Source organism: Robinsoniella sp. KNHs210 (assembly GCF_000686105.1).
GTDB classification, from domain to species: domain Bacteria; phylum Bacillota; class Clostridia; order Lachnospirales; family Lachnospiraceae; genus Robinsoniella; species Robinsoniella peoriensis.
The window spans coordinates 4782763-4796009 of record NZ_JMLZ01000002.1 but is presented as its reverse complement, the minus strand read 5'-3'; the positions used below and the strand labels follow the sequence as shown (position 1 = coordinate 4796009).

Below are 13247 nucleotides of genomic sequence, written 5' to 3'. Positions count from 1 at the left end.
TGTTGATTGTTTTTATTTTAATACAATTTTATCTTTAAAAGTTTGTATTGTTTCCGTTCGTATCTTCATTTTGTAATTTTTCTACAAACTATTATTCCCCACTATAGTTATATAAAACACCACTCTATAAAAGCATCGATAAATATACCGTTCCTGTCAGTATGCATAATTCAGAAAAATGAATTGGTAATTTTCTGATAAATATACCTGTTTTGTAGTTTTTCTACAATAATTTTCAGTATTTATACTTGTATTTTTACAATTACTTTACAAAAACTTGAATTGGATTTTATTGTTATTCGAAAGCCCCATTGTTATAATGGGCACTGTCCAAATCAAACAATTTAAGTATGTAAAGGAGAAACATTATGAAAAGAAAAGCAGTTGCATTTTTGCTTGCAGTATCCTTAGCTGCCCCCAATACCGGTATGGCGGCATTGGCAGCAGAGACCGATACAACCGTACAGGCTGGTCAGAAAGATTACCAGTCACAACCTGCAATCACAGAAGCATCCATTGAAGAAAATACCGTATCACCGGAATCCGAATCTATTATTCCGGCAGATACACCAACCTCCCCCGAAGCACTCTTCCAGAGTGATGAAACTTCTTCTGCAAAAGGCATTGAATCATCTGTCACTTCGTCCGATCAAACGGAGCTGCCTGCTGCCAATGTGATGAACGTAGATTTTTCGGATCAGATGGCTACCGACCATTCGGAAACAGCCAATTCCTATCGTACCATCGGCAATCCTGTTATTTCAGAAAGTCCGGAATTACATAAACCAATTGCTGACTTTGACGGCAGTTCCGCATATATATATCCTTTTGACTCAGCAAAATATGCAAAAATCACAAATGCAGTTTCTATAGAGTGCATGTTCAAATATAATAGTCTTCCATCCGGTGAACACGACATTTTCTCAAACCAGCAAAGCGGCGGAATCGGTCTTGGACTGGACGGTGGAAAGCTCACTTTCTTTGCTCATGTAGGTGGTTCATACAGACAGCCCACTGCTTCTATCCAGGCGGGTCAATGGGTTCATGCAATTGGTGTGGTTGACGGAGAATCTGTTAAATTATATGTAAATGGAGAACTGGAAGGCGAAATTGCTGCTGCAGGTCCCGTTAAATTTACAGCAAATACAACTGCCTTAAACTTTGTTATCGGGGGTGACAGCAGTCCTAACAACGGTGTCGAGTATTTGTCAAATGCCGCTGTAAGCTTTGCCAGACTGTATGATACCGCTTTGACCGGGGAACAGGTAAAAGCTCTAGATGAAAAAGCTTTTGAAAACGCTGATATCCAGGAGCCAACACCAAAGCAGGTAAACCTGGGAATCATTTCATCCGGCACTGCTGCTGAAGACTCTGAAATGAATGTAAATCTCCATGCAAACACAGATGAGTCCGGTTCCGTAAATAAAATAACCTATGACCTGGTCTACGACCCGGCAGTTTTAACATACGAAGATGTTCAGCATAAAATGAGCGGTGTTACCATAGACAGCAGTAATGCCGGCCGTTTGAAAATCACTTCAACTGCAGCGCTTTCTACAGATGATTTCCGGCAATACGGCACCACTCGTTTAGGAAAGCTGAATTTCAAAACAAATACCGTATCAGACACAACCGACACAACTGTTTCTGTAGAAAACTTCCATGCATATGTAAATGACAAAGATGTAACCGATGCCATGAATCCTCAGGAAGCAGTACAAACGATTACAGTTTACGCTAAAAATGCCCTTGATTTTAACGGTGATGGCGTTATCGGTGCAGGAGATGTTGCACTGGCGCCTTTGGCACAAAAGGAAGCTGTTGCCGATGCTGCTGCTATTTATCCATATAAACATGCAGTTGTACTGACCACAGACGGAGGAGGACAGGTATGGAATCCCGATGCAATCTACTATACCACTTCCAATTCCATACTTCCCACAAAAACAAACGATCCTGCCATTATGGCAAAACGCACCAATGAATACGCAATGGATCTGTTTAATAAAGAATTTGCTACAAGCTACACTGCTCAGGCGGTCACACCTTCCATATCCGGGCAAAATTACAGCTCTATGATTCATGGCATTCCATGGGGTGATGTAATTCCGGAATACCAGCTTACCAACACAAGCGCCGGTCAGGAATACTATGCCGACTTCGGGAAAGAGACTCCGCTCTACCCCTCGATGTTTAAAGCCGTTACAGCCGCCGCACCGGAAAGGCCTATGGCAGCATTTTCCGAATGGAACCCTATTTTAAATGGTATTATTGAAGCAGATGCAGCAGTATTCGGTAAATCCTCCGCTTCTCAGGAAAGCTTCTATGATGTTGCCAGCTATATCAGAAGTGATGCTTATAACAATACTGCATTAGTTTATATGCAAAGCGATTATATGGATCACATCGGCCACAGTACCGGATATTATAACGACCGCTACTGGTCCGAATTAAAGCTCTATGATGATTATTTCAAGGCTGTGACAGATGCTTTAAAAGAAAAAGGCAGTTATGATGATACCTTAATCATTGCTAATTCAGACCACGGCGGAAACAGCACCAATCACGGTTCCTCCGATCCTTCCAACATGGACATTTTCATAGGCCTTGGAGGACAAACCATAGATTCCGGGAAAAAGCTGGATGGTGGAGACAATTCTGATATCGCAGCACTTGCTCTCTACGGACTTCGCATTGATAAGCCCGAAACCATGACCGGGGAAGTATTTGATACCAGTGCCTTCCTGACGCAGGAGGAAATGGCAAAGAAAAACCGCGATATCGAAAAAGTTATCTTTGAACGGGCTGGAACGTCCGGAATATTAAAATTAGAGAATCAGAAGTCTCAGACCCGCGTGATTGACGCCGTGATAGATCTGGATGGTGCAATAGTTGCAAAAATTGATGCAAAAGGCGGTACCATTCTTCGCCAGGATACCGAAAACGGACAGTTGAAATTAACGATATCCTATAACAGCCAGCCCACTGCACTTGCAAAAATAACCTTTGACAGACCAACCACCGAAAATGTAAAAGTAGGTGAAATCATGCTTGGCACACAGGATGGCAGGGAAATCTATGCCGATCTTACGAATACACAGGGTGTTCCTGGTGCGGATATGACAAATCTGAATAATCGGATTACAGCCCTGTCGAAATTACAGTCTTCGGGTTACACAAAAGCCAGCTGGACGGTATTCGAAGCAGCACTAAAAGAAGCAAAATTAACTGCCGCCAATGAAGATGCCGCTCAAAATAGCGTTGACAGCGCCCTGGCAAAATTAAATGCAGCTTTCCAGGGGCTGGTTAGATTAGCTGACAAAACCGTACTGAATCAGAAAATAACATCTGCCGCAGGTATAAAGCAGGGCAATTATACCGATTCCTCCTGGAAATCACTGCAAAACGCCCTGGCAGCTGCCAGATCAGTCTCATCAAAAGAAAATGCTGCGCAGAGTGAAGTTGACAACGCAATGAAAGCTTTGACAAACGCAGTATCCTCTCTGGCCTTGAAAAAGCCGGCAGCGGGCAACACCTTTACTTACGGAAAGCTAAACTATAAAGTAACCTCTTCATCCAAAGTAAAATTAACCGGTGTGAAAAAGGGCGTTTCCCTGAAATCCATAACGATCCCATCCACCGTAAAGTTTCTGAATACTACGCTGAAAGTGACTGCCATTGACAATGCTGCATTTAAGGGAAATAAAAAACTGCAAAAAGTTACCATTGGCAAAAACATAACAGCAATTGGTAATCATGCATTTTACAACTGTACGGCTCTCAAAAAAGTAACTATGGGCACCTCCAGAGTTTCTTCCATAGGTGACAAAGCATTTATGAAGTGTAAATCGCTGACATCTATTACACTGCCGTCTTCCACAAAATCAATTGGCAGATATGCCTTCTACGGAGATAAAAAATTAAAGACAATTACAATAAAATCCAAGAACCTGAGGAAAGCAGGCCTTAAAGTAATATCCGGAATTCCTGCAAATGCCGTAATTAAAGTTCCAAAGTCAAAGACTGCATACTATAAAAAACTTTTTAGCAAAAAGGGCTTGAAAAGCACCATGACCGTAAAATCCTATTAAATCAGATAACAGAAGGAGCATTTCCCCTGCGGATAAAATGCTCCTTCTTCTTTTCTTATTCATCTGAAACAAACGTTAATTCTCTCCCTCTGCATCTTCTTTTATAAACATGACCAGAAAACCGAATGCTAAAAAGACACAGCAGAACCATACAGCTCTGTCTTTAAATATCCGCGTCATTACAACTCCCAGAATAGCTCCCAGAATAAAAACCAGGATAATCCCATAGTATTGCAGACTGCGCTTTCTGAGTTCCGGATTCTTAGTCTGCCTATATGCACAAAACAATTCTGTAGCACTTCTCAGATTGCCGGTACACATTGTTGTAGCATAAGAATTTCCCTTCACCTTTCGAAAGCTTTCTACCTGCATAGCACACACAAAGGAGACGCAGACATTTGCCAGCAGGTTCAGTGACTGAGGCAGAAATCCCACTGCCAGAAGCAATATTATTTCCAATAGTACAATAATTTGCCGCCAGTGGATTTGCGTATTCCGCTGAAACCTCTCTTTAATTTTTTCCACAATATAAATCCCAACTGCAAATGCCAGTATGGGTATGATGTATTGAATTCCTTCCGTCCACTGACCCTGAGACAAATTCTGTCCGAGAAGAACCATGTTTCCGGTCTGTGCATTTGCAAATACATGTCCTCTTGCATTATAAGTATAGGCATCCAGGTAACCTCCCACAACCGCCAGTATAATTCCCACTGGTATGGACTCTGACATTTGTCCATGCCTTTTTTTCTTCATAATTATATGCACTCCTCTGCCTTGCATTACTTTTCAATTTACTATTATATTCTTGTCATTCCATCATATCCAATATATAATAATTATATTTACATAATATAAATATTATATGTTGAAATTTTCCCAACATATAAAGATGAAAATATAAGAGGATAAAATACCATGGAACTTCTACAACTAAAATATTTTTTGGCTGCTGCTAAATACGAACACATTACCCAGGCTGCAAAAGTCCTGCACATTGCACAGCCTGCTCTCTCCCAGTCCATCCACCGGCTGGAATCAGAACTTGGCGTTTTACTGTTTGACCGCAAGAACAGAGGCATCGCCTTAAATGACATGGGTAAACGGCTGGAAGAGCGCCTCCTTCCCATTATGTCCGCTCTGGATCATCTCCCGGCAGAATTACAGGCAGTGAACGAGAATGCCAGCCGGACAATCCGCTTAAACCTCCTTACTGCTACCGCACTGGTTACCAGCTGTATCATTTCTTATAAATCTCTGCATCCGGATATCATATTCCAGCTGTCCCAGGATCAAAATGATACGGTCTATGATCTGAGTATTTCTTCTGCTATTCCCGGAAATGTACTGGACAGCAAAAGCCTGCTCTTGCTCCAGGAAGACTTTTTTCTGGCTGTTCCCGCAAATTCGCCCTACTCCTTACGCCAGTCCATTTCTCTGGAAGAAACCCGGAACGAAGGCTATATCAGCTTCTCCGGTTCCAAACCCATCCGTACAATCTGCGACCAGTTCTGTCTGGCGGCAGGTTTTACCCCGCGCATTGCATTCGAAAGCGACAGTCCCGAGGCTGTCCGTAACCTGATTGCTGCCGGTCTTGGAATTGGCTTCTGGCCTAAATATTCCTGGGGTCCTCTGCCTGATCTCCCCCAGGTAGTCCTCCTTCCCATTGACAGTCCGGTATGCCGCCGGGACATAATCATCACATACGAACAGGTTGTAATGAATAAAAAGCCAATTTCTGATTTTTATCAATATCTGATTCAATATATCAGGGATTTAAATTAGTACTGCATTGCACATATGCCGCGAACAACTCAAGATTTTAGTTAGCATAAACAGAATAGATATATAAGTTGCAAAACATTATATTTGGGTTTAGCTGAGTAAGGGGACGCTTTGTAGATGGAGATGGAGCAACGGAAAGATGGGAGTGGGCAGTGAGCTTTGAAATGCATCAGGATTTCCCAGCGAATGCCCGCGTATCGCCAAACTCTCTAACTCAATCACAAAAAAACGCGCCAGGACCACAGCGCGTTTTTTCTCTTATTTTAATTTTCACCAACTGATTGTTTTCTCCCGGAAATAGAACCTGCTGAATTTTTCCCCTGGCTTATGTGAATAATCATAGACACGATTCGTTCCAGCAACAGAGCCCCAACAGAAGCAAATCCCAGTACCAGTACCGCTTCAAAGCTAAGTCCTTCGATTTTGAGCAATGAATGAAACAATGTAATCGCTGCAATGAATCCAAACGTCATCGTACTGCATACAAAAACTCTCAGTTTTGTAAATGGAGCACTGGATCTGATCACTGCGGCAATACTCACAATACCTACCAGAAGATACGCTGCCGTATTCATTTGCCCTGCACCGATTCCAAGCAGCGGGGCTGCCAGATAGACAGACATGATACCAAATATAATGGCGACGGCATTCGGCACAGCTCTTCGAAACGCTGCCGGAAGAAATTTTTCTCCCACTTTATTTCCATTGGGTTCAAACGCAGTTAAGAATGCCGGATAAGCTTCAATCGCAGCATCTATCAGTGTAATTTGTATCGGAATAAATGGAAACGGCATATTTAACAAGATACAGATCACCGTTAATAACACGGAGTATATGGTTTTTACAAAAAATACCCCTGCTACTCTGGTTACATTATTTACTACTCTCCGGCCCTCCAAAAGCACATCCGGCAGGGAAGAAAAGTCAGAATCCAGCAATACTACCTGAGCAACCTGCTTAGCCGCATCACTTCCTTCGGCAACGGCAATACTGCAGTCCGCTTCTTTCAGTGCCAGCAGATCGTTCACCCCATCCCCTGTCATTGCTACCGAATGCCCCTGTTCTTTCATTGCCTGCAGAAGCTGTTTTTTCTGTAATGGAGTAGTTCGTCCGAATACGGTGTATTTTGAAGTAATCCGGGTGAGATCTGCATCTTCCGCTATGGTGCTCATATCAATATACGCCCGGTAATTAGCCAGCCCTGCCTCTTTACCAATTGAAGATACTGCTGCCGGATTATCACCGGAAATGATCTTAATCTCCACGCCTTCCTTCCTGAAATACCGCAGTGTTTCCGAAGCATTTTCCCGCACCTTATCATTGATAACGACAGCCATTAACGGGCAGACTCTTGTAAGGGTTTCGTCCGGCTGTACCTGGTCCCGGGTGATGCCTGCAATAATAACCCGCTTTCCATTTTCAATCTCTTTTTGAAGAAATCCCGGTATCCTGCCATCTAACAGACGTTCCGGCGCTCCGACAACAAATGTTCCGCCCCCCTCAAAAGAAACTGCACTCCACTTTCTCTGGGAGGAAAATGGTATTTTACCGATAACTGTATAAGAATCTTCCTCCTTGTAGTATTCCTTCAAAGCCTGGAAAGTAGCATTATTGTCATCACTGTAATGTAAAAAACTGCCCATCATTTTATGGAAATCCACCTCGATGCCGCTTTCCTTCGCCAGATCATAAGTCCTGCTCACCTGCATTTTCCCCTCGGTAAGCGTCCCTGTTTTATCCAGGCAAAGGATATCCACATGGGCAAGGGATTCCAGTGAATACAGATCCTGTATCAGAACCTTTTGTTTCGCCAGCTTTATCACACCGCCAGCCAGTGAAATGCTGATTAGAAGAACCAATCCTTTGGGCAGCATTCCAAGTAATCCGGCCGCACTGGATACTACCGCACTGAAAGTCGAATCCCCTCTTAAGAAAAATGCTTCCGCAAAAAGGATCACGCCCAGCGGAATAATCAGAAAACTTGTAACCTTCGTAACTTTTTTCATAGAATTCATCAACTCTGAGTTAACGCTTCTCATTTTCTTTGCTTCTTCTGAAATCTTTGCAGCGTAATTTTCGTTCCCTACATGTTCTACCTGCGCGTAACATTTCCCGCAGATTACACTGCTTCCGGAAAGCAGCCTGTCTCCGGCTCTTTTTATAACAGAATCCGATTCTCCTGTCAGAAGTGACTCATTTACTTCCAGCTCTCCTTCCATCACAATAGAATCGCAGCTGATCTGCCTTCCGCTTTCCAGAAGCATTATATCATCCAATACAATCTCTTCCACTGAAATCGTCTGCTCTTCACTATCCCGGATTACTGTTACTGTGGGCATGGATAATAATGATAATTCTTCCACCAGTTTTTTCGCCTTTAATTCCTGTGCAATCCCAATGATAATATTTAAAAGAATAATACCGGTAAACACCATATTGGACCAGGCCCCCACTACTGCCAGGGCAACTGCGATCAGCGCATTCAGCAGATTAAACAGAGTAAACACATTAGACTTAATAATTTGTCCTTTTGTCTTTGTAATATTGCTCTGTACAATATTCTGCTTCCCCTCTTTTATCCTGTCTGCTATTTCATTTTTATTTAATCCCGACTTACAATCAACCTCTGCTTTCATTTTACCATCCTCTCATCAGCCGGTGAATATCTGTCCGGCCATTTCTGTAAAAGGTCATATTAAGATTTTAGTCTAACCTTTTTATGTAAAGTCTGTGTAAAGTCAGGCTAAACAATTTCTTAATAATTCATGGATAAATTATAATTTTGTTCTTATGTATAAAATCTTAATAAATTTATAAAATTTTCCTAAAAGCGAAAAATCGTCTGATAATATGTTATACTATAAAAATAGTAACTGTACATCAGCAAACATAGAAAGGACGACTTATATGGAACTAGGTGAAGGTTTAAAGAAAATATTTCTGGCAGGCGTTGGCGCAATTGCTACCACAGCGGAATCTACCATGGAGATCATAGATACCCTTGTAAAAAAAGGTGAGATTACCGTTGAACAGGGTAAGGTATTAAATGAAGAGTTAAAGCGGAATGCCAAAGAAAAAATGAACGACCATGTAACTGTCAATATCGTAAGGGAATACAAAGATGTCATGAAAGCAGTAAATCACATGACCGAAGAGGAACTGGAAGCATTAAAAGAAAAAATTGCTGCAATGGAGAAAGAAAAGCCAAACTGCTCCTGTGAAAACGGGGAAGATTGCTGCTGTAACTCTTCTGATGAAAGTGAGAATTGCTGCTGCAGTTCTGACGAAACCGAAGATTGCTGCTGCAAATCGGCGGAAGCACAAAACGATATAAGCGGAGAAGAAAAGGATCATGACCAATGATACTTTGAAACAGGACATCCCCCCACTGAATACCAGGGAGGAAGATTTCCCCGGCGGTCGTCTGAAAGACATCCTGGACGTACTGAAAAAGCATCATATCACCCGTGGCTTATCGCCGGTAAAGCTGCGGGAAATATTAGAAGATCTGGGTCCTACTTATGTAAAGCTGGGACAAATCATGTCTATGCGCTCTGATATGCTGTCGGAAGCATATTGCAAAGAACTTTCAAGACTTCGTACGCAGGTGAAGCCCTTGTCTTTTGATATCATAAAATCTGTTATAGAAGAAGAGCTTGGACGGCCATCGGGTGAGATATTTTTAAAAATTGATCCGCTGCCTCTGGGCTCTGCTTCTATTGCCCAGGTGCATATGGCGTCTTTATCAGATGGTACAAACGTTGTAATAAAAGTACAGCGACCGGCAATTAAAGAAACCATGTCCAATGACATAAAACTTCTTAAGAAAGCAGTCCGTATTTTAAAAATAACAATGGGAACCGGCAATTTAATTGATTTTAAAACGGTTCTGGATGAGCTCTGGAAAACCGCACAGGAAGAGATGAATTTCCTGCTGGAAGCCAGAAACCTGGATTTATTTTATAAAAACCAGGAAGAAATTGTCTACATCACCTGTCCTCAGGTTCTGCACGAATACACCACTTCCCGCATGCTGGTTATGAATTATATCGAAGGAATCCCCATTGATCTTATTACAGATCTGGAAAAACAGGGCTATGACATGACGGAAATCGGAGAAAAGACAGCGGAGAATTATTGTAAACAAATTCTGGAAGACGGTTTCTTCCATGCTGACCCCCATCCCGGCAATATCCGCATCTCAGGCGGACAGATTGCATGGCTGGATCTTGGTATGACCGGTCATTTATCTGAATTTTACAAACAGCTCTTAAGAAGGGCCATACTTTCTATCTTAAAAAACGATATTTATGAGCTAAAAAATGTACTTCTGGCTTTAGGCGAAGCAAAAGAACGAATTAACCATGCCCGGCTGTATACGGATATTGATGACATTGTAAGTAAATATGTCTCCATGGATTTTGGCAATATGAAACTGGGAGAACTGATCGAAAAACTCCTGGATATGGTAAAGGAACACCACATCGCCATTAATATGGATATTACACTGCTGGGGCGAAGTATGATTACAATGGAAGGCACGCTCAGCATCTGCTCACCCAAAGTAAATATACTGCAGATTCTCTCTGCCCACATGTCATCTCTCTTACTAAAGGAATTGGACTGGAAAAAAGAGATTTTGCACAAAGGCCGATCTATCTACACTTCCTTTGATAAGTTCCTGGATATTCCGGCTCAGTTGTCCGATCTTCTGAATATAACGAAAAATGGTCAGGCAAAAATAAATCTAGAGATACCTGATTCCAGGGAATTCCTATATGGAATGCACCGTATGACGGACCGATTGGTTCTGGGAATTCTGGCTGCTGCATTATTTATCGGCTCCAGCCTCATCTGTATGACCGATATAACTCCGGAAATCTTCTATATGCCATGGATTAGTTTTGCCGGGTTTTCTCTTTCCGGGATTCTGATAATCTGCCTGCTGGTTCAAATTATTTTCAGACGAAAAAAATAAGCTTTGATTTCCGTAATGACCGGATATCAAAGCTTATTCTTTTTATTCCTTATCGCCATTAACTGCCCCCAGACGCACAGATGGTTTTGTTTTCCCGTGGAAATCACTCCCCATGGTTTTTATCAGTCCCAATCTGTCTGCCAGTTCACAGTAGTATGCAGTCTGCTCTGGATAATTGGGCGATTCCTATATATGGAATTCCCCGTCTACCTTTCTGTCCTTCGTATAATACTCCTTGTCACGCTCCGTTATCTGACGCATAACCCTGCATGGATTTCCTACCGCCACTACGTCTGCAGGTATATCGTGGGTAACTACACTGCCTGCACCAATAACCGAATTCTTTCCGATTCGGACTCCCGGTAAAATCACTACATTCGAACCGATCCAGACATCATCTTCAATCACAACCGGAATGGAAAACTGCGTACCCCGGCGGCGGAATTCATAATTTACCGGATGACCGGTAGCGGAAATTGTTACATTCGGTGCAATCATGACATGATCTCCGATATACACATCAATATCATCCACAATTGTCAGATTAAAGTTAGCATAGAAATAATCTCCAATATGTACATTACATCCATAAGACATAAATACCGGTGCTTCAATCCAGATGTGTTCTCCCATTTCTCCAAGAAGTTTTCCCAAAATCTCTTTTTTTGCCTTCAGGTCAGAGGGACGGGTTGCATTATAATCAAAAATCAATTCTTTGCAATCCTGTCTCTGTTTCTCAATTAATTTCTCGTATCTCTGATCCGCTTCACTTTCATTTCCTTCTTCGTAGTATAAAAATCCTTTTTCCATGCGTTCTTTTAATGTCATCTCTGCCTCCATATTTAAAAACTTCTGATTTGATCTGCCTCATCTTCCAAGGTCTTTTCAATCGACCGAATCACAATATAATATCCATAATTGTCATTTACCCTGATAAAAATACGGTCATTTACCTTGTGTCCCATAATTGCTTTTCCAATGGGAGATTCCGTACTGATTAATCCTTTCATGGAATTTCCTCTGATGGATGTAACCAGCCTGAATTTTTCAGAAACTTCGTCTTCTTCAAAATAAACTTCTACTGTATTATTTAATCCCACTTCATCTTCCCTGGAATCATCGGTAATAATCTCTGCTGTTTTCAGCATCCTTTCCAGATAACGGATTCTGCTTTCATTTTTGTTCTTGTCCTTTTTAGCCGCATGGTATTCAAAATTTTCACTCAGATCTCCATGTGCTCTGGCTTCCTTCACTGCTTCCAGTGCTTCTTTGCGCACAACCAGTTTTCTGTGCTCGATTTCTTCTTCTATCTTCTTTACATCGCTTTTCGTCAGCTTTTCCCGCATTTTGGCTCCTTTCTTCCAGATTGATTCCTTATTAGTTACTTGTTGGTTTTTGGTTCGTTCCAGTTTTTTCTGTTAATGATGCCAATTATATACTATCCTGCTCTGTTTGTCATTGCATTTTTTTGTGGAACTTCCCGATTTAATTCGGTTTATTTTTCATTATTTACCCTTATCTTTATGGCATAATTTACGATACTCCGCCGGCGAGACACCGTAATGCCTTTTGAACTGAATATAAAAGGTCTGCCTGGAATTCATCCCGATCAGAAGATCAATCTCACCAATGGGAATCCGGGAGTTTTCTAACAGATCTTTTGCAGCTTTCATTCGGCATTCCATTACATACTGCCAAATTGTACATCCGGCTTCCCGTTTGAAAATCCGTTCCATGTATGTGGAATTTAAGTGAACCTGTTCTGCTATTTCCTGTATATTTGAGAGCTTGCAGAAATAATTTCTGATATACTCCTTTATCTGGACTATATATGCCTTAACCGAAGGATTTTTACTGTAATAAGCATCTGCTGTATCCATTAAGAATTTATTCGTCAGCGTAGCAATATATATTTCCCGGTTTTTATCCTGGCATTCACTGTGCAGCCTTCCGAAATCCCCAAGCAGCAGATGTGCATCTTCAATCACGCTGCATCCGTTCAACTGACGCAGAAATTCTCCCAGCTGCCTGTCATGCTCTGCCAGGGCAGCAAAAGAAAGCATGGGTATGTTCATTTCTTTTAACCGGAACTCCCCTCCCATAACTGTGCAGGGTACATTTCGGTCAAAGACTTTTTGATGTGGATATTCTCCTTCTATAATGATCATATTTTTCTTTTTTAATCGGTATTCTTTTTCACCGACGATATAAGTGCAGGCACCTTCTAAGATATAATTTATTTCCAGGCCCCCATGTGAATGCTTTTCCATACTGTAACATTTCCAATTCCCATTCACATAACAATGCTGGGGCCAAATGATCTGATTTTCTACTTTTGGACTTTCCATAATGTTCTCCTTATGTTAAAAATACAAACCTATCATAAAATATCC

The 13247-nt window shown here is 41.7% G+C and carries 9 protein-coding genes; 4 read left to right on the top strand and 5 right to left on the bottom strand.

Features of this window, described 5'->3' with window-relative positions:
* Positions 1-368 precede the first annotated feature (368 nt).
* Complete coding sequence (locus CD03_RS35040) at positions 369-4091, top strand: leucine-rich repeat protein (RefSeq protein WP_052378007.1); 3723 nt, start codon at positions 369-371, stop codon at positions 4089-4091.
* A gap of 75 nt (positions 4092-4166) precedes the next feature.
* On the opposite strand, the gene CD03_RS0127350 is transcribed toward CD03_RS35040, so the two are convergent.
* A complete protein-coding gene (locus CD03_RS0127350) occupies positions 4167-4847 on the bottom strand; it encodes a YoaK family protein (RefSeq protein WP_027296349.1) in 681 nt (226 codons plus the stop codon).
* Between the two features lie 162 nt (positions 4848-5009).
* On the opposite strand from CD03_RS0127350, the gene CD03_RS0127345 reads away from it, so the two are divergent.
* Positions 5010-5876, top strand: coding sequence for a LysR family transcriptional regulator (locus CD03_RS0127345; protein ID WP_027296348.1), 867 nt, complete (start codon positions 5010-5012; stop codon positions 5874-5876).
* Positions 5877-6139: 263 nt separating this feature from the next.
* On the opposite strand, the gene CD03_RS35035 is transcribed toward CD03_RS0127345, so the two are convergent.
* Positions 6140-8512, bottom strand: coding sequence for a cation-translocating P-type ATPase (locus CD03_RS35035; protein ID WP_052378006.1), 2373 nt, complete (start codon positions 8510-8512; stop codon positions 6140-6142).
* Positions 8513-8783: 271 nt separating this feature from the next.
* Here CD03_RS35035 and CD03_RS35030 point away from each other — a divergent pair, with 271 nt between their 5' ends.
* Entirely contained in the window at positions 8784-9239 is a 456-nt protein-coding gene (locus CD03_RS35030; RefSeq protein WP_044289706.1) for a phasin family protein, read from the top strand.
* A complete protein-coding gene (locus tag CD03_RS0127330; RefSeq protein WP_081820392.1) occupies positions 9229-10854 on the top strand; it encodes an ABC1 kinase family protein in 1626 nt (541 codons plus the stop codon). The genes CD03_RS35030 and CD03_RS0127330 overlap by 11 nt, the downstream gene beginning before the upstream one ends.
* 186 nt (positions 10855-11040) lie before the next feature.
* Here the strand turns inward: CD03_RS0127330 and CD03_RS0127325 are convergent, their stop codons facing one another.
* From CD03_RS0127325 to CD03_RS0127315, 3 genes are all read right to left on the bottom strand, one after another.
* Positions 11041-11682, bottom strand: coding sequence for a DapH/DapD/GlmU-related protein (locus CD03_RS0127325; RefSeq protein WP_027296346.1), 642 nt, complete (start codon positions 11680-11682; stop codon positions 11041-11043).
* A gap of 14 nt (positions 11683-11696) precedes the next feature.
* Positions 11697-12200: a GreA/GreB family elongation factor gene (locus CD03_RS0127320; protein ID WP_027296345.1), complete on the bottom strand. Its 504-nt coding sequence runs from the start codon at positions 12198-12200 to the stop codon at positions 11697-11699.
* A gap of 159 nt (positions 12201-12359) precedes the next feature.
* Entirely contained in the window at positions 12360-13202 is an 843-nt protein-coding gene (locus tag CD03_RS0127315; protein ID WP_027296344.1) for an AraC family transcriptional regulator, read from the bottom strand.
* Between the last annotated feature and the right edge of the window lie 45 nt (positions 13203-13247).